The sequence below is a fragment of the Neorhizobium sp. DAR64860/K0K1 genome (genome assembly GCF_050500205.1).
GTDB classification, from domain to species: domain Bacteria; phylum Pseudomonadota; class Alphaproteobacteria; order Rhizobiales; family Rhizobiaceae; genus Neorhizobium; species Neorhizobium soli.
In genome coordinates, this window is record NZ_CP191459.1 from 2,601,053 (window position 1) to 2,618,515 (window position 17,463).

Genomic DNA, 17,463 nt, shown 5'->3' on the forward strand with positions numbered 1-17,463 from the left:
TGATGACACGCACGCTCCCCATCGCCGCCGCCGTTCTTGCCCTTTCCTTCAGCCTGGCCGTTGCGCAGGACATGAAGGGGCATGACCATTCCTCGACAAAGCCGCAGGGACAGACGGACACAAGCCCGTCTACGAAGGCTTACAAGGATGCGGCCGCAAAAATGCACAGCGACATGTCGCTGAACTATTCCGGCGATGCAGATGTCGATTTCGCGCGCGGCATGATCGCTCACCACCAGGGCGCGATCGACATGGCCAAGGTCGAGCTGGAACACGGCAAGGACCCTGACCTGCGCAAGCTGGCTGGAGAGATCATCAAGGCGCAGGAAAAGGAAATTGCCGAGATGCAGGCATGGCTGAAGGCGAAGGGACAGTAAGCTTCGAAGCTTGTCCAACGTCGCATCCTTCCGTATCTTGACGGTCTGGAGGCTGGTGACATGCGCCCGATTACCGCAATCGGTTTTGATGCCGACGACACGCTCTGGCAGAACGAACAATACTACCGCCTGACGGAACGGCACTTCCAGAAGCTGCTTGGTGATTTTGGCGATGGCGCCGATATTTCCGCGCGACTGCTGGAGGCCGAGAAGCGCAATCTCGGATATTATGGTTTCGGCATCAAGGGCTTTACCCTGTCGATGATCGAAACCGCGATCGAAGTGACGGACGGCAACGTACCATCCCGCACCATCGGCGAAATCCTCGATATCGGCCGGGAGCTGCTGCGCCACCCGGTCGAGGCGCTGCCGCATGTGGAAGAAACGCTGCGATCGCTGAACGGCCATTATCTGCTGGTGCTGATTACCAAGGGCGACCTGTTCGACCAGGAACGCAAGCTGGCGCAATCGGGCCTCGGTGATTTCTTCGACGCGGTGGAGATCGTTTCGGACAAGACGGCCACCACCTATCGGCGCATTTTCCAAAAATTGGCCGACGGGCCTGAACGGGCGATGATGGTGGGCAACTCGCTCAAGTCAGATATCGTGCCGGCCATCGCCGCGGGATCCTGGGGCGTTTACGTGCCGCATGCCCTGACCTGGGTCCTGGAACATGTGGACGCGCCGACCGAAGCGCCGCGTTTCCGCAAGATCGAGAACCTTGGCGAGTTGCAGCGGGTCCTTACCGAAGTCATGGCCGTTTGAAATTCAGCCGTGCCTGCGCGACCTCCGGCTGGCAGAAACAGCCCTCGAAATGATCGTTGACGAGGCCCATGGCCTGCATGAAGGCATAGACGGTTGTCGGGCCAACGAAGGTCCAGCCGCGCTTCTTGAGCACCTTGGACAGTGTGACGGAGACTGGCGTCGTGGGGTTGGCGCACAGCGTGGCGAGATCCATGATCGCGGGTCGGTCTTCCTCGCGAGGTTCGAAACTCCAGAAGAATTTGGCGAGGGTGCCAAACTCATCGCGCATCTCGACGGCGCGCTTGGCATTGTTGATGGTAGACACGATCTTGCCGCGATGGCGGATGATGCCCGCATCGAGCACCAGTCGTTCGACATCGTCTGGACCGAACTGCGCCACGGTGTCGAAATCGAAGCCTGCGAAGGCTGCGCGGAAATTCTCGCGCTTGCGCAGGATCGTCAGCCACGAGAGACCGGACTGGAAGCCTTCGAGGCAGATCTTTTCGAACAGCCTGATATCGTCGGCCATCGGCCGGCCCCATTCCCCGTCATGATAGCGGCGGTAGTCTTCGAGACCGCCGTGCCAGAAGCAGCGGCCCTTCCCATCTTCGCTCGTGATGATGCCGGCCACTTGCTTCTCCCAAACCATGACAATCCAATCCTTAACGTCAGTCTGACAGGTCTTCAGCTTGCGGCAACCATGTTTACACACGGGCCGGTAACCCTGCCAAAAGCTTTATGCGAATTCCAGCGCCGAACAGGCCACCCGTTTACCAAACGCTTTGACGTCCCATTCACCATGGCCGCCAGATCCGTAACTGAGTGGACGTGGAACCGATGACGACGAAGACCCTGCTTCTGGCCCTAGGCCTGACGACCGCGCTTTGCAACACAGCTTTGGCAAACGACCGTTACGGCGACCGTCCGCCCGTGATCGTCAGCCCGGATCTTGCCGCTCCGTGGGTGATGCAGCTTGCCGGACCGAATGGACGATCGGCAGCGACCGTCCGTCAATATCGCCAGCCGCAGAACGACCGGCAGCAGGCCGACCAGCCGCGGGTGATATACCGCGAGCAGGCCCAGCCGCGGCCGGTGCGCCGTGGCATATTCGATCGCGGCCAGCCGAGAACGCAACAGGTCGCCATGCGCCCCAACGCGCCGGCCCGCAGCCGCATCGATCCGCAGTTCCTGCCGCAGATGGTGGCATATGACACCAAGGAAAAGGCGGGCACGCTCGTCATCGATACGAACAACCGCTTTCTCTATCTGGTGATGGCGGATGGCCAGGCCCGGCGCTACGGCGTCGGCGTCGGCAAGCCGGGTTTCGAATGGGCCGGCGAACACAAGGTGACCCGCAAAGCCGAATGGCCGAGCTGGATCCCGCCCCAGGAAATGATCAGCCGCGAGGCCGCCAAGGGCCACTATCTTCCCGCCCGCATGGATGGCGGACCGGAAAACCCGCTCGGCGCCCGTGCCCTCTATCTCGGCTCGACGCTCTACCGCATCCACGGCACCAATGCGCCCTGGACGATCGGCAGCGCCGTCTCCTCCGGCTGCATCCGCATGCGCAACGAGGACGTGACAGACCTCTACGGTCGTGTTGATGTCGGCACCAAAGTCATCGTGATGTAAGCGCCACCGTGGCTGCTGTGGCCATCTGGCCACGGTAGCATCAGTGATCGCTAACGGTCGGCGTATATTAACCTCGCCTCATCTTGCAGCAGGAGATGGGTGGGGACATGTTTTCCTGCAGTTCAATACGACAATACCAGGGGGTAAGGATGAAATCGGGTAAAATGCTGTTTGCCGTTGCCGGCATGATGGTTTCGATGCTGGCCGTCGATGTTTCGACCCAGCAGGCCTTTGCGCAGAGCTCCAGCGGAGCGCGGCCGCAGACGACTGCCAGCGACGTGGCGCCTTCCGTGCGCAACCGCGCGGTGCCGGAGAAATTCCAGCGCCGGAAGGTGCGGTTTGCCACCAATGAGGCGCCGGGCACGATCATCGTCGATACGAACAACAAGTTTCTCTACTACGTCGAGGGCAACAACCGCGCTACCCGCTACGGGATCGGCGTCGGTCGCGAAGGCTTCGGCTGGTCGGGTGTGGTCTCGATCGGCCGCAAGTCGGAATGGCCGACCTGGACGCCGCCTGCCGAAATGCGCGCCCGTGAGGCCCGCCGCGGCATCAAGCTGCCCGTCGTCATGCAGGGCGGCCCGGAAAACCCGCTCGGCGCCCGCGCCATGTATCTCTACAAGGGCGGCCGCGACACGATCTTCCGCATCCACGGCACCAACCAGCCCTGGACGATCGGCCTCAACCTGTCGTCCGGCTGCATCCGCATGATGAACAAGGATGTCGAGCATCTTTACGCGCGCGCTGCTGTCGGCTCCAAGGTCGTCGTCATCGGCCCGGGCAGCAAGCCGGGCGACGTCGCCTTCGAAGACCGCGGCCTCGACATTTTCCGCACCATCTTCGGCGGCTGATTGTTAGGCATCTCTTCTCGCATTCCTGTGCGCGTCACAGGAATGCGGTCGGTCTAGGTTAACGGACCGAAGAGATTCTTCCGCATCGCGGACGCGACGCTGCTCACTCCCTGTGACAAGCACAGGGATGAGGGTGGAGAGTGGGCGGTGCCGGCGGCAATCAGACGACGATGTCGCCTTTCAGGGTAAGATCGGCCGGCCTCGCCTAGACGAGTGCCTTTGCCTTTCTCGCGAGCTTTGCCGGTTCGGGCCCGCCATAGGCCCAGTCCAGCAGTTCCACCGTGTGGACGATCGGGATGGCTGTTCCAGACGCGATCTGGGTGATGCAGCCGATATTGCCTGTTGCGATCACGTCCGGCTTCGTCGCCTCAATATTCCTGACCTTGCGCGCCTTCAACTGGCCTGAAATTTCCGGCTGCAGAATATTGTAGGTCCCGGCCGATCCGCAGCAGAGGTGGCCTTCTGCGGGATCGCGGACGGTAAAGCCTGCTGCCTTCAGAAGCTGCTTTGGTGCGGCGACGATCTTCTGGCCGTGCTGCATCGAACAGGCCGAATGATAGGTGACGGTGAGCTTTTTCGGCTCTAGCTTGGCAAGATCAAGCGTGAACAGGTATTCGGTAATGTCCTTTGCGAGCGCCGAGACTGTTGCTGCCTTGTACGCATAGGCCGGATCGAGCCGCAGCATGTGGCCGTAATCCTTGATCGTGGTGCCGCAGCCGGACGTGGTGATGATGATCGCATCAAGACCGCCCGTTTCGATTTCGCGGGTCCAGACGTCGACATTGCTGCGGGCGAAATCCAGCGCCTGTTCCTCGCGCCCCATGTGATGCACCAGAGCGCCACAGCAGCCTTCCCCTTGCGGGATGACGACCTCGACGCCGAGGCGCGACAGCAGCCTGTATGTTGCGGCATTGATGCCGGGATCGAGCACCGGCTGGGCGCAACCCGTGAGGATCGCGACCCGCCCGCGGCGTTCGGCGTTCGGAATCTGCGATATCGCCGGGGCTGATCCGGCTGGTGGAGCGGCTCTCGGTGCAAGCTCCAGCATGGCTGCGAGGGGCCGAAGCGGCTTGATGCGCTTCAACAGCGGGCCGAAGGGCCGGCCGAGCCTTGCCAGCGACAATGCCGTCCTGAACCGTGCCGGATAGGGAAGAACCGCGGCCAGCAGGCTGCGGATCAGCCGGTCGGCAAGCGGCCGGCGGTAGGTGTTTTCGATATGGATGCGGGCGTGATCGACCAGATGCATGTAGTCGACGCCGGAGGGACAGGTGGTGACGCAGGAGAGGCAGGACAGACAGCGATCGATATGGGTGACGACCTGCTCATCGGCTGCCCGATCGTTTTCCAGCATGTCCTTGATGAGATAGATGCGGCCGCGCGGACTGTCGAGCTCATCGCCCAGCGTCACATAGGTGGGACAGGTGGCGGTGCAGAAGCCGCAATGAACACAGCGGCGCAGGATCTTTTCGGATTCCGCCACATGCGGGTCGAGCAGTTGTTCGGGGGTGAAGGAGGTCTGCATCAGTGCGCTTCTTCCCTGTCAACTTGGCCCCGCCTGCCGCAGGCGGCGCAGGACCTCGATACCGATGATGGTCTCATGATCACCACCCCATCTTGCCCGGCGAGAAGATCCCGGCCGGGTCGAGTTTCTGTTTGACCCGGGCCGAGAGTGCGGCCACGGCATCCGGCACCGGCTCGAATGACGGGGTCGCGGCTCTTGCGGATTTCGAGGCGCGGATGAGCGTGGCATGGCCTCCGCCGAGTGCGCGAATATAGCCGCGCAGGAAGTCGGCTTCGGGATCTGCCTCCATCTGCATCCAGACCAGTCCGCCCTGCCAGTCGTAATAGGCATCGACGCCCGCCTCCATGCGAAGAGCGGCGACAAGCTGGCAGCCGGCCATCGGCGCCATCGAGACGCGCCAGAGGGGCCGACCGGCACCGTTGGCATAGGGATGAACGTCGCGGATCTCGCGCCAGAGCGACAGGCTGTCTTCCATGCCGAGTCGGATGACGGGACCAAAGGCCTGCATCACGGCGACCAGCTTTTCGGCACGCACCGCGACGGATGCGGCGAGACCTTCGAGACGCAGGACGGTTGCTTCGTTCTCGGGCAAGGCGCCATCGATAAACCGGGCTCGCACGGTCTGGGGCAGATGGGCGGCACCGGACACCTCCACCGGAAGCGCCATGGCGGCCGCCATTGCCTTGGCGGCGGTCTCGTCATCGAGGGCGGAGATGACGATGGTTTCCACCGTCTGCGGCACCGGAAGGACGCGAAAGGTCACTTCCGTCAGAAATCCCAGCGTGCCGTGCGAACCGGCGAGAAGTTTGACCAGATCGAGGCCGGTGACGTTCTTCATCACCCGCCCGCCGGCGCGCAGCAGTTCGCCGCTGCCGTTGACGAAACGGATGCCGAGAAGACTGTCCCTCGCCGCTCCCGCCACGAAGCGGCGCGGACCGGAGACATTGGCGGCAAACACGCCACCGATCGTCGGCTCGCCTGACGTGCCCATGATGCCGCGGTGATCCATGGGCTCGAAGGCCATCATCTGGCGGTTTGCGGCAAGGGCCGCTTCCACCTCGGCGACAGGTGTGCCGGCTTTGACGGTCATCACCATTTCGGCCGGATCATAGTCGACGATGCCGGTCAGGCCGCGCGACGACAGGGTCTCTGCGCCTTCAGTAGCATTGCCGAAGCCGGAGCGGGTGTTGCCGCCGCAGAGCGCGAACTTCCGGCCATCGGCCACGGCGCTGCGGATGACATAGGCGGCATCGGTTTCGGAATGGGGTATCAGCAAGGGACACGCACTTCAGGAATTGTGTTGGTGGGCATGAAATTCACCTGCGCCCCTCGAGCGGAAACACCTTGGACGGGTTCAATATCCATTGCTCATCGAAGGCTGAGCGGATTGCCATCTGCTGGTCGAGTTCGGGCTGGGTAAACTGATGCCGCATCAGGTCGCGCTTCTCGATACCAACGCCATGCTCGCCGGTGAGACAGCCGCCGGCATCGACGCAGAGCTTCAGGATCTCGTTGCCGGCTTCCTCCGCCTTCATGGCTTCTTCGGGATCGTTGGCATTGAACAGGATCAGCGGATGCATGTTGCCGTCGCCCGCGTGAAAGACGTTCGCCACGCGCAGGCCGAAGCGTTCGACGATTTCGGCGGTCTTTTCCAGCACGTAGGAGAGTTTGCCGAGCGGCACCGTGCCGTCCATGCAGATATAGTCGGCGATGCGGCCGGTGGCGCCGAAGGCCGATTTGCGGCCTTTCCAGATCAGCGCCGCCTCGGTGGCGGACTGGCATTCGCGCACGGTCTGGACCTGATGCCTTCGGGCGATCTCGACGATGTCTTTGAGCGTCGCGTCCATCTCCGCTTCCGATCCCTCGACCTCGACAATCAGGAGCGCTGCGACATCGAGCGGATAGCCGGCCTTGGCGAACGCTTCGCAGATCTCGATCGCCGGCTTGTCCATGAACTCGATCGCCACCGGAATGATGCCGGAGCCGATGATATCGGCGACGCAGGCCCCTGCCTCTTCCGAGCTATCGAACCCGAACAGGACCGGGCGCGCGCCCTCCGGTTTGGCAATCAGGCGCACCGTTGCCTCGGTGACGATGCCGAGCTGGCCTTCCGAGCCGCAGACGAGGCCAAGGAGATCGTATCCGGCGGCATCCAGATGCTTGCCGCCAAGCTCGATCACCGTGCCATCGACAAGCACCATCCTGACGCCGAGCAGGTTGTTGGTGGTGACGCCGTATTTCAGGCAGTGGGCGCCGCCGGAATTCATGCCGATATTGCCGCCGATCGTGCAGGCGAGCTGCGAACTCGGGTCCGGCGCATAGAAAAACCCGTCGATGCCAACCGTTTCCGAGATGCTGAGATTGGTGACGCCGGCCTGCACGGTGGCGGTGCGATTGCTGTAGTCGACTTCCAGAACCCGCGACATCTTGGAGAGGCCGAGCACGACCGCATCCTCCTGCGGAATGGCGCCACCCGACAGCGAGGTTCCCGCACCCCTTGCAACGACCGGAATGGCGTGCCGGTGGCAGTATTTCATCACAGCGGCAACCTGTGCGGTGGTGCGCGGCAGCACGACGGCAAGCGGGACGCGCCGATAGGAGATGAAGGCGTCGGTCTCGAACGGTGCGAGTTCGCGTTCTTCGTGGATGAGACAGTCCGCCGGTACGAGACGGGCAAGATCGGTCACGATGTTATCCCGCCGCGACAGGACGGACGCGCGTGGCGGCAGGAATGCGATTGCCTCGGCCATGGCCTCCTCCTCAGAACGCGTGGCTTTCTCTATCTCGTTACAGCGTATGCCATGACGGTGTCGCACATCAACTCGAATGCGGGTTGCCCACGCATAAACCACAGATCCGCTCTCGACATTATCAGCGTACAAAGCGCGGTCCGCGCAAAATAGACGTTGACGCAACAGTAGCCGGCTTCAGAATGGAGAATGCGCCTTTAGAGATGATTCTCCTAAAATAATCCTCTTTTGCTCGTTAAGCCCGGCGCAAGCATTATATTAGCAACATACATTTTTTGGAGGCGTTTCGAAATTGGGCTTGATGGACCGACTGACCGGCAATCTTCGTTTGATGCTGCAGCGCCCTGCGCGACAGCAGTATGCCGCGTTGTGCTATCGCCTGACGAAGAAGCGGACGCAGCTGGAAGTTCTGGTCGCCACAAGCCGCGATACGGGGCGTTGGGTCATTCCCAAGGGATGGCCGATGAAGGACAAGAAGGCGCATCAGGTAGCCGAACGCGAGGCTTACGAGGAAGTGGGCGTCAAGGGTAAGGTCGAGAAGGACGCGCTTGGCTTTTTCCACTACCGCAAGACCCTCGACAGCGGCCTGAAAGTGCTGGTGCGCGTGCAGGTTCACGCACTGGAAGTTGCCGATTGCCTGAAGAATTTTCCGGAAAAAGGATCCCGGAAGCTGGAATGGGTCTCCTGCGAGGAAGCGGCCAACCGCGTCAACGAGCCGGAACTGAAAATTCTCTTCCTGCGGTTTGCCGAAAAAATGGATCCGCTTCGTTCAACGGTGCCGATCAAGGCCGCAGGCTGACAGTCCGCTCGACCAACCAAAATCGTATACTGGAATAAATGATGGGCCAAACGCGGCCGCGTCTGGCCAAGCCGACGCTCGACAAGGATCTTGAAAAGCTCTCCTCGGTGGAAGACGCCGCGCGCCAGACGTCGCGCGGGCTTGCAGCACCCGGTGCAGCGCTGTTGTTCATCGTGCTGGTGGCAATCTTTGCCGCTTCCTATGTGACCGGACATCCGGGTGCTGTGGTGGTGATCGCGGCCTCCGCGCTTGCGGCCTACATGGCGATGAATATCGGCGCCAACGACGTTACCAACAATATCGGCGCGGCAGTCGGCGCGCGCGCGATGACGATGGCGTTCGGCCTGGCGCTGGCGGCAGTGTTCGAAATCGCCGGCGCGGTGATTGCCGGCGGCAGCGTTGCCGGTACGATCGCCAACAACATCATGCGTGCCGGCGTAATCACCGATCCGAACGTGATGATCTGGGCGATGATGGCGGCACTGCTTTCCGCAGCCGTGCTGATCAATGTCGCAACGTGGCTCGGCGCGCCGATCTCCACCACCCATTCTATCGTCGGCAGCGTGATGGGTGCAGGCATCGCGGCGGCCGGTTTTTCGGCCATCAACTGGGCGACCGTCGGCGGTATTACCGCAAGCTGGGTCCTGTCGCCGCTGCTTGGCGCCACGATTGCTGCCGGCCTGCTGTTCCTGATCAAGGAAACGATCATCTACCGCGAGGACAAGATCGCTTCTGCCCGGACATGGGTGCCGATCCTGATCGGCCTGATGGCGGGCGCCTTTGCGGGCTACCTCTCGCTTGTCGGTCTTGGGCAGTTGATAACGGTGTCAAAACTGACCGCGACCGCCATCACGCTGATCACGGGTCTTGCCGTCTGGCGACTGGTCATCCCTGTCATCGCCAGACAGTCGCGCGGACTGGAGAACCGCAACCAGTCGCTGCGCAAGCTGTTTCGCATTCCGCTGGTGTTTGCCGCGGCGCTGATGTCGTTTGCACATGGGGCGAATGACGTGTCGAACGCGATTGGTCCGCTGGCAGCGATCGTCGCGGCAGCGCAACGCGGCGGCGTGTCCGCACCTGTCGGCATACCGCTGTGGGAGCTGGTGATCGGCGGGCTTGGTATCTCGCTCGGACTTTTGCTGTACGGACCGAAACTGGTGCGGCTGGTGGGTGCCGAAATCACCAAGCTCAATCCGATGCGCGCCTATTGCGTCTCGTCTTCGACGGCGCTGACGGTGATCGTCGCGTCCTGGGTCGGTCTGCCGGTATCTTCCACGCATATTGCTGTTGGCGCCGTGTTCGGCGTCGGGTTTTTCCGCGAATGGTACACGCGCCATTCACGCCGCCGTTACGAGTATATGCGGGTCAGGGCCGGCAAGGATCCGGATGTCGGTCAGGAGCACGAGCACGACGAGAACGAGGTGAAACGCCGTTTTCTGGTGCGCCGCTCGCATTTCCTGTCGATCATCGCCGCCTGGATGATTACGCTGCCGGCATCGGCTGCGCTTGCAGCGCTGGTCGCGACGGTTATCTTCGCGCTGTTCGTCTGAGTTTCGAAAGTTTTCCCATGCGTGCCAATTTCCGGATACAGCGCCTGTTCATCGACGCCCCTCTTGCCAAGGCAGAGCACCAGGAGGTGGGAGCGGAGCATTTCAACTATCTCGCCAATGTGCTGCGCCTGACTGAGGGTGCCGAGATCCTGGCGTTCAATGGGCGCGACGGCGAATGGCTGGCGAAACTCATCTTTCCGAGCCGCAAGAAGATCGCGCTTGAACCGATCGAGCAGGTGCGCCCGCAGCCGCTAGCACCGGACCTGCATTACCTGTTTGCGCCGCTGAAGGTGGGACGGCTGGACTATCTGGTGCAGAAGGCGGTCGAAATGGGCGCCGGCACGCTTCAACCCGTCATGACGCAGCACGTGCAGGGCAAGATTACGAGCATGGAACGGCTGCAGGCGAACGTGATCGAAGCTGCCGAACAGTGCGGCATATTGTCAGTCCCGCAGGTCCTTTCGCCGAAGAAACTCGGCGATGTCCTCGACCACTGGCCGTCCGACCGGCGCATCATTTTCTGCGACGAGGGCGATGAGGGACAGAACCCGCTGACGATCCTCGCAAAGATCGAGGAGACCAAGCTGGCGCTGCTGGTTGGCCCGGAAGGCGGGTTTTCCGAAGAAGAACGGGCACGTCTGCGTTCGCTGCCATTTGTCAGTGCCATTCCGCTCGGACCGCGTATCCTGAGGGCCGATACCGCAGCGGTTGCAGCACTTGCCGTGGTCCAGGCTTCGATCGGCGACTGGCGTTGAACATGCTCCCAACCGGCGCGACAGATTTGACACACAGCTGCCTGTTTTTCTAAACCAGCGTTGAAAGAAATTCACTTGCACCGCACATCATTCCGGTCCAATCAGCCGGACGTTCGCTCTCTAAATACGGCACTCCGAACAAGGTAGTTTTCATGGCCCGCGACACCACCGACCAGACCCCGCTTTCTTCGGTGGCCGAGCTTTCCAGCTACATGGCCGAGGGACCGCGACCGAAGGAAAAATTCCGGATCGGGACCGAGCACGAAAAGTTCGTCTTCTTCAAAGCCGATCATTCGCCCGTGCCCTATGCCGGTGAAGCCAGCATTTCCGCGCTGCTGCATGGCATGCAGGAACGGCTTGGCTGGGAGCCGATCACCGATGGCGGCAATATCATCGGGCTTGGCGAACAATCCGGCATGGGTGCGATCTCGATCGAGCCCGGCGGCCAGTTCGAGCTTTCGGGCGCGCCTCTGGAAACGCTGCATGAGGTGGCAACCGAAGCCGAGGAGCATATCGCTCTCGTCAAGGAGATTGCCGAGCCGATGGGCATCGGCTTTCTCGGCATCGGCGGCAGCCCGAAATGGACGCGCGAAGAAACGCCGCGCATGCCGAAATCCCGTTACGACATCATGACCCGCTTCATGCCGAAGGTCGGCAGCAAGGGTCTCGACATGATGTACCGCACCTGCACGATCCAAGTGAACCTCGACTTCTCGTCAGAGGAAGACATGGCCGCGAAGATGCGGGTGTCGATGAAGCTGCAGTCGATCGCGACCGCGCTGTTTGCGGCATCGCCGTTTACCGAGGGAAAGCCGAACGGACTATCCTCCTGGCGCGGCGACATCTGGCGTGACACCGACAACAGCCGCTCCGGCGTGCTGCCTTTCGTGTTCAACTCCGATTTCGGCTATGCCGATTATGCAGAATGGGCGCTCGACGTGCCGATGTATTTCATCGTGCGCAACGGCAAGTATCACGACTGTACCAGCATCACCTTCCGGCAGTTCATGGATGGCGCGCTGAAGGGCACGGTCGACGACTGGCAGCCGACAATGGGCGACTGGATCAACCATCTGTCCACCCTCTTCCCGGACGTGCGGCTGAAGAAGTTCCTGGAAATGCGCGGTGCCGACGGCGGTCCGCTCGATCGCATCTCGGCGCTTCCCGCCTTCTGGGTGGGTCTGCTCTATGACGAGACGGCGCTTGCGGATGCGCAGGAGCTGACGAAGGACTGGACGTTCGAAGACGTCGCCCAGATGCGCGACACCGTTCCATCAAAGGGGCTTTCTGCAGAGATCCGTGGCGTGTCGGTTCTCGATATCGCCCGCGAGAGCGTGCTGATCTCCAAGGCCGGCCTCAAGGCCCGCGCGCGCAAGAATGCCGAGGGCGACGACGAGACGATTTTCCTTCGTCCGCTGGAAGAAATTCTGGTGAAGAAGGCAACGCTTGCCGACGAAATGCTGGCGCTGTTCAACGGGCGCTGGGAAGGCTCGGTCGAGCCGGCGTTCAAGGACTATGCCTACTGAGAGCTGCAAAAGCGGCTCCATAATCCGCTTTGAGGCTTTGCCTTTCCGGCTATAGTGGGTGTGTCACCCATGCCGGAAAGGATGCCCATGCTGCCATTGTTCGAGATGATGATGAAGGCCGGAGGGGGCCAGGGCGGCGGCGCATCCATGGAGGCCTTCGCCAAGCAGTTCGGCCTTGCCCAAGAGCAGGTTTCGGAGGCGATGGCGGCGCTGATGCCCGCCTTTTCCTCCGGCTTCAAGCGCAAGTCTGCAAACCCTTACGACCTTTCTGACCTGATGAGCACCGTGTTTTCCGGCGCCTATGGCAAATATTTCGAGGATATGGGCAAGGCTTTCACGCCGCAGGGCACAGCCGACGGCAATGCCGTTCTGGAGAAGGTGTTCGGCTCAAAAGAGGTGTCCCGTGCAGTCGCCGCGCAGGTGGAGAAGTTTACCGGCATCGGCCAGGACATCATCGAGAAGATGATGCCTGGCATGGCCAATACGCTGATGGGCGGCTTCTTTAAACAGTTTACAGGGCAGATGGGGGCGCCTTTCGCGACCCAGTTTCCGGCCGGCGGCGATACGTTCGGCCCGGCGCTGGAGACGATGCAGAAGCAGTGGATGACCGCGATGGGTTTTGACAAGGCGGCACCGAATCCGGACGCGACGAGCAATCCCTTGGACAATCCCTTTGCACAGGCGATGCGGGCGATGTGGGGCCTGGAAAAGCCAGAGCAGCCGCAGCCTTCCGCCACCGCTCCGGGCGCTGCCCAAACCTATGCGGATCTCGTCAACCGGATGTTCGACAGCGGAGTCGAGGCGAACAAAGGCTACCAGAAGAGCCTGGAGACGATGTTCGACGGTTACTTCGGCACTGGAAAAGCGGCCAAGCCCTGAACGAAAAAGTCACTTGAACGAAAAAGCCCGGCGCGGATAAACCGGCCGGGCAAAGGCAGGGCTATTGGCAATCGCCCTGCGGGGAAACTTGAGGCTCGCTAGAGCCGCTTGAAGCGTGTGCGCGCATGCTCGCGGGCGGCACGCGTCAGAAGCCGTGACGGGTCATCCAGAACGCCCGAACGATCGAGCGCCTTCACCACATCGTGGCGGGTAATGCCGATATCTTCGAGCTGGTAATCGTCGAGGTCGTGAAGGGAATTGGCCTCGAAGCGATTTCGAAGAGCGCGCCATACGGATTTCGTTCGAAGCATGATCTGCGCTGCAAAGCGGGTCTTCGCTGCTGCAGGGTAAAGCTTCAGTTCGGTTCCGTAGTTGGTCGTGCTCATCGGATCATCCTTTCGTAAGGCACGGAGAGGCTCACCCCTTCCACAACGGCTTTGCGGAAAGGTTGCCCTTTGTGAAGGCATCCGGGAGGAGGCCTTCGCTGGTTCTGATTTTGCATCGTGTTTATGCGGGAAAATCTATTGATCAGTCCAACGAATGTTTCTAATGATATGCATCAATCGCTCTTATGAATGACGTTCATCTGGAGGCCTGCATGTCCGCACCGCTCGACATCGATCAGCTACACACGTTCATCGCCATCATCGACACCGGCAGTTTCACCAAGGCGGCCGATCGGGTGTTCAAGACCCAGTCGGCGGTGTCCATGCAGATGCGCCGGCTGGAAGAACGGATCGGCAAGCAGCTGTTTGCCAAGGACGGGCGCGGCAACCGGGTGACGGCCGAGGGCGAAAAGCTGATGAATTACGCAAGGCGCATCATCAGGCTCAACAACGAGGCGATCGCCGCCTTCGACGACAACCGCCTGGAAGGTTCGATCCGGATCGGCACGCCGGACGATTACGCGGACCGCTACATGCCCGAGATCATCGGACGATTTGCGAAGACGCATCCCAATGTGGAGCTCTATATCGTCTGCGAACCCTCGGTCAGCCTTGCCGAGAAGATGGCGCGCGGAGAGCTGGATATCGCGCTGGTCACGCACAACCCGCGGCAGCGGATCTCCGACGTGGTTCGCACCGAGCCTTTGTGCTGGGTGGGTTCAGCCAACCACACGCTGAAGGACGACGCGCCGGTGCCGCTTGCGGTCGGTCGGCGTGACTGCCTCTGGCGCCAGCTTTCCTGTTCGGCGCTGGATGCGTCAGGCCGCGAATATCAGGTCCTGTTTACGAGCTGGTCGTCGACCGTCGTTGCGGCGGCCGTGCTTGCCGGCATGGCTGTTTCCGTGCTGCCGGAATCGGCGCTGCGGCCCGGCATGAAGGTTCTGACGGCTGCCGACGGTTTTCCGCCGCTGCCACCCGTGCAGATCGGCCTGATGAAGCGGCCGGGGGTCTCACCGTCGCTGATGAACGCCATCACCGACCATATCACCGCCTGCCTCGACAATATCTCGCCGGCCGTGGTGCCTGACGATCTCGATGCCGACACCAAGGCGTTTCCGCGCATGGTGCGGTCGCGCGGTTCGGTGATGCCCGGCTGGTAATGCAGACAAGAACGTCGCCTGCCTTCAGTTGAGGGCAAGCCACACGGCCTGCCAGACCCAGAGCGCGCCCAGCGTGAAAAAGCCCAGCATAAACAGCGGCCGGCGGTAGCGCAGGCGATTGCTGGTCACATGCACATAGGCATGGGCATAGCGGGAGGCGACGAAGAGCCAGGAGAGCGCCACCGTGCCCCAGTTGTCTGCGGTCGATGCATAAAGCACCAGGCAGACGACGTGAAACAGCACCGGCAGTTCAAACTGGTTCTTGATGTTGTTGTGGACCAGCAGGCTTTCCGCCGGTTCCTGCAGGTTCTCGCGAAACTGCGCCGCCTCGACGCGGCCGGACCTGACGGCGGCAACGCGTTTCTTCGACAGCATCCAGTAGAGACAGAAGACGAGCGCGACATGCGCGATCATCGGCCAGAGCGTTGCATTGGTGGAAAGCATTGATCCTCCTGTCGTCATAAGAATGCATAGACGAAGCAAAGGCCGCCGACAACGGGCCGACGGCCCTCCTTACACAGACTTGGACTACCGCGGCGTCAGGGTTTCGGTGCCGGATCCGTCCTGGCCGGAAATCGTCCAGGCACCTTCCAGCACGCCATCATCGCGCACCTCATAGACGACGAGGCCAACTTCGCCATCCAGCACGTAGCCTGCGGCAAAAGCGTTCTCATAGAGCATGCAGATGCCGTTCGACGTGGCCTTCTTGCCCGAACCCGTCTTCCAGACGATGGCACAGGTCGTCTCGCTGGTCAGCTTGATGGTGGCGGTGCCGTCATAGGCGGATCCGTCGAGATTGGTGCCCTCAACCGTGTACGCGCCGGCCTTGACGGTCTGCGCCTGGGCAGGCGCAATGAAAGCGGCGCCCAGAAGCACCGCAGCAAGAACTGTTCTCTTCACGAAAGTCTCCCCTTAAGTCGATCTCTATCGACGACGAGAAGATATCAAAATTTGTGCTGGCGGATACTGGGGGCACGAAATAAAAAGGGCCGGGCTACTATGCCCGGCCCTGTTGTTTTGGACGTCGCTACGTTCAGGCGCCGGAGCCCGGATAGTTCGGGCTTTCGCGGGTGATCGTCACGTCATGCGGATGGCTTTCGCGCAGGCCAGCACCGGAGATGCGAACGAAGGTCGCCTTCTCCTGGAAGTCCTTGATGTCCTTGCCGCCGACATAGCCCATGGCAGCTTTCAGGCCGCCTGCGAGCTGATGGATGACGCCGGAAACCGGACCCTTGTAGGGTACCTGGCCTTCGATGCCTTCCGGCACCAGCTTCAGCGTGTCGCGGACTTCCGCCTGGAAGTAACGGTCGGCGGAACCGCGGGCCATGGCACCGACGGAACCCATGCCGCGATAGGCTTTGAACGAGCGGCCCTGGTAGAGATAGACTTCGCCCGGGCTTTCATCGGTGCCGGCGAGCAGCGAGCCGATCATCACGGCCGACGCGCCGGATGCGATCGCCTTGGCGACGTCGCCGGAGAACTTGATGCCGCCATCGGCAATGACCGGAATGTCCTGCGCCTGTGCTGCTTCGACCGCCGACATGATGGCGGCAAGCTGGGGAACGCCGACGCCGGCGACGATACGGGTGGTGCAGATCGAGCCCGGGCCGATACCGACCTTGACGGCGTCTGCGCCCGCATCGATCAGCGCCTTGGTGCCGCTTGCGGTGGCAACGTTGCCGGCCATGACGCGGACATGGTTGGACAGCTTCTTGACGCGGGTAACGGCTTCGAGAACGCGGGCCGAATGGCCATGCGCGGTATCGACGACCAGAAGATCGACGCCGGCTTCGATCAGCCGCTCGGCACGCTCGAAACCATCGTCACCGACGCCGATCGCGGCAGCGGCGCGCAGGCGGCCCTGCATGTCCTTGGAGGCATGCGGGTTGAGCTGCGACTTTTCGATATCCTTGACGGTGATCAGACCAACGCAGCGGCCTTCGCCATCGATAACCAGCAGCTTTTCGATGCGGTTGGTATGCAGCAGGCGCTTGGCCTCCTGCTGATCGACGTTTTCCTTGACGGTGATGAGGCCCTGATGGGTCATCAGCTCGTGGATCTTCTGGGCCGGATCCGAGGCGAAGCGCACGTCGCGGTTGGTCAGGATGCCGACCAGACGGCCCGAGGCTTCGACGACCGGAATGCCGGAGATGTGGAAGGTCTTCATCAGGGCCAGCGCATCGGCAAGCGTCGCATCGGGGCCGATCGTGACCGGGTTGACGACCATGCCGCTTTCGAACTTCTTCACCTGGCGGACCTGTTCGGCCTGCTCGACCGGCGTCAGGTTCTTGTGGATGACGCCAAGACCACCGGCCTGCGCCATCGCGATGGCGAGACGGCTTTCGGTGACGGTGTCCATGGCCGACGAGATGATCGGAATGTTCAGCTCGAAATCAGTGGCAATGCGCGTGGCGACGCTGGTCTGGCCCGGCAGGACTTCGGAATGCCCCGGCTGCAGCAGGACGTCATCGAATGTGAGGGCGTCGAGACCGGTCGGCGTTTCTATAATACGAGCCATTGCCAATTCCTTCG

The 17,463-nt window shown here is 61.6% G+C and carries 18 protein-coding genes; 10 read left to right on the forward strand and 8 right to left on the reverse strand.

The window, feature by feature from the left end:
* Nucleotides 1–2: 2 nt before the first annotated feature.
* Together copM and ACQY1J_RS17310 are read left to right on the forward strand one after the other, a co-directional pair.
* A complete protein-coding gene (gene copM, locus ACQY1J_RS17305) occupies nucleotides 3–377 on the forward strand; it encodes a CopM family metallochaperone (RefSeq protein WP_430251984.1) in 375 nt (124 codons plus the stop codon).
* A gap of 60 nt (nucleotides 378–437) precedes the next feature.
* A complete protein-coding gene (locus ACQY1J_RS17310) occupies nucleotides 438–1,142 on the forward strand; it encodes an HAD family hydrolase (protein WP_062453728.1) in 705 nt (234 codons plus the stop codon).
* On the opposite strand, the gene ACQY1J_RS17315 is transcribed toward ACQY1J_RS17310, so the two are convergent.
* Complete coding sequence (locus ACQY1J_RS17315; protein WP_430250416.1) at nucleotides 1,129–1,770, reverse strand: DNA-3-methyladenine glycosylase I; 642 nt, start codon at nucleotides 1,768–1,770, stop codon at nucleotides 1,129–1,131. The genes ACQY1J_RS17310 and ACQY1J_RS17315 overlap by 14 nt on opposite strands.
* 188 nt (nucleotides 1,771–1,958) lie before the next feature.
* Here ACQY1J_RS17315 and ACQY1J_RS17320 point away from each other — a divergent pair, with 188 nt between their 5' ends.
* Together ACQY1J_RS17320 and ACQY1J_RS17325 are read left to right on the forward strand one after the other, a co-directional pair.
* Nucleotides 1,959–2,753 (forward strand): L,D-transpeptidase, encoded by a 795-nt coding sequence (locus ACQY1J_RS17320; protein ID WP_430250417.1) that lies wholly within the window; start codon nucleotides 1,959–1,961, stop codon nucleotides 2,751–2,753.
* Between the two features lie 149 nt (nucleotides 2,754–2,902).
* A complete protein-coding gene (locus tag ACQY1J_RS17325; RefSeq protein ID WP_430250418.1) occupies nucleotides 2,903–3,604 on the forward strand; it encodes a L,D-transpeptidase in 702 nt (233 codons plus the stop codon).
* A 205-nt stretch (nucleotides 3,605–3,809) separates the two neighbouring features.
* On the opposite strand, the gene glcF is transcribed toward ACQY1J_RS17325, so the two are convergent.
* The 3 genes from glcF to ACQY1J_RS17340 form a co-directional block, all read right to left on the reverse strand.
* Nucleotides 3,810–5,126 carry a glycolate oxidase subunit GlcF gene (glcF, locus tag ACQY1J_RS17330; RefSeq protein WP_430250419.1) on the reverse strand — a complete coding sequence of 439 codons (1,317 nt, stop codon included), beginning with the start codon at nucleotides 5,124–5,126 and terminating at the stop codon, nucleotides 3,810–3,812.
* Nucleotides 5,127–5,205: 79 nt separating this feature from the next.
* Nucleotides 5,206–6,402 (reverse strand): FAD-binding protein, encoded by a 1,197-nt coding sequence (locus tag ACQY1J_RS17335; protein WP_430250420.1) that lies wholly within the window; start codon nucleotides 6,400–6,402, stop codon nucleotides 5,206–5,208.
* A gap of 40 nt (nucleotides 6,403–6,442) precedes the next feature.
* A complete protein-coding gene (locus ACQY1J_RS17340; protein WP_430250421.1) occupies nucleotides 6,443–7,876 on the reverse strand; it encodes an FAD-linked oxidase C-terminal domain-containing protein in 1,434 nt (477 codons plus the stop codon).
* Nucleotides 7,877–8,168: 292 nt separating this feature from the next.
* Here ACQY1J_RS17340 and ACQY1J_RS17345 point away from each other — a divergent pair, with 292 nt between their 5' ends.
* The 5 genes from ACQY1J_RS17345 (at nucleotide 8,169) to ACQY1J_RS17365 (ending at nucleotide 13,385) form a co-directional block, all read left to right on the forward strand.
* Nucleotides 8,169–8,675, forward strand: coding sequence for an NUDIX hydrolase (locus tag ACQY1J_RS17345; protein WP_174195683.1), 507 nt, complete (start codon nucleotides 8,169–8,171; stop codon nucleotides 8,673–8,675).
* 41 nt (nucleotides 8,676–8,716) lie between these two features.
* Nucleotides 8,717–10,225, forward strand: coding sequence for an inorganic phosphate transporter (locus ACQY1J_RS17350; protein ID WP_062579273.1), 1,509 nt, complete (start codon nucleotides 8,717–8,719; stop codon nucleotides 10,223–10,225).
* 17 nt (nucleotides 10,226–10,242) lie between these two features.
* On the forward strand, nucleotides 10,243–10,980 hold the full coding sequence (locus ACQY1J_RS17355) for a 16S rRNA (uracil(1498)-N(3))-methyltransferase (protein WP_113109536.1): 738 nt from the start codon (nucleotides 10,243–10,245) through the stop codon (nucleotides 10,978–10,980).
* 152 nt (nucleotides 10,981–11,132) lie between these two features.
* Nucleotides 11,133–12,506 carry a glutamate--cysteine ligase gene (locus tag ACQY1J_RS17360; protein WP_430250422.1) on the forward strand — a complete coding sequence of 458 codons (1,374 nt, stop codon included), beginning with the start codon at nucleotides 11,133–11,135 and terminating at the stop codon, nucleotides 12,504–12,506.
* A gap of 87 nt (nucleotides 12,507–12,593) precedes the next feature.
* Nucleotides 12,594–13,385: a DUF937 domain-containing protein gene (locus tag ACQY1J_RS17365; protein WP_325261788.1), complete on the forward strand. Its 792-nt coding sequence runs from the start codon at nucleotides 12,594–12,596 to the stop codon at nucleotides 13,383–13,385.
* 98 nt (nucleotides 13,386–13,483) lie between these two features.
* On the opposite strand, the gene ACQY1J_RS17370 is transcribed toward ACQY1J_RS17365, so the two are convergent.
* Nucleotides 13,484–13,771, reverse strand: coding sequence for a DUF1127 domain-containing protein (locus ACQY1J_RS17370; protein WP_184654035.1), 288 nt, complete (start codon nucleotides 13,769–13,771; stop codon nucleotides 13,484–13,486).
* Between the two features lie 212 nt (nucleotides 13,772–13,983).
* On the opposite strand from ACQY1J_RS17370, the gene ACQY1J_RS17375 reads away from it, so the two are divergent.
* Complete coding sequence (locus tag ACQY1J_RS17375; protein WP_062580164.1) at nucleotides 13,984–14,931, forward strand: LysR substrate-binding domain-containing protein; 948 nt, start codon at nucleotides 13,984–13,986, stop codon at nucleotides 14,929–14,931.
* Between the two features lie 24 nt (nucleotides 14,932–14,955).
* On the opposite strand, the gene ACQY1J_RS17380 is transcribed toward ACQY1J_RS17375, so the two are convergent.
* The 3 genes from ACQY1J_RS17380 to guaB all read right to left on the reverse strand — a co-directional run bounded on the left by ACQY1J_RS17380 (nucleotide 14,956) and on the right by guaB (nucleotide 17,449).
* Nucleotides 14,956–15,375: an MAPEG family protein gene (locus ACQY1J_RS17380; RefSeq protein ID WP_430250423.1), complete on the reverse strand. Its 420-nt coding sequence runs from the start codon at nucleotides 15,373–15,375 to the stop codon at nucleotides 14,956–14,958.
* Between the two features lie 84 nt (nucleotides 15,376–15,459).
* Entirely contained in the window at nucleotides 15,460–15,831 is a 372-nt protein-coding gene (locus tag ACQY1J_RS17385; protein ID WP_062453741.1) for a hypothetical protein, read from the reverse strand.
* 133 nt (nucleotides 15,832–15,964) lie between these two features.
* On the reverse strand, nucleotides 15,965–17,449 hold the full coding sequence (gene guaB, locus ACQY1J_RS17390) for an IMP dehydrogenase (protein WP_062453742.1): 1,485 nt from the start codon (nucleotides 17,447–17,449) through the stop codon (nucleotides 15,965–15,967).
* Nucleotides 17,450–17,463: the final 14 nt, after the last annotated feature.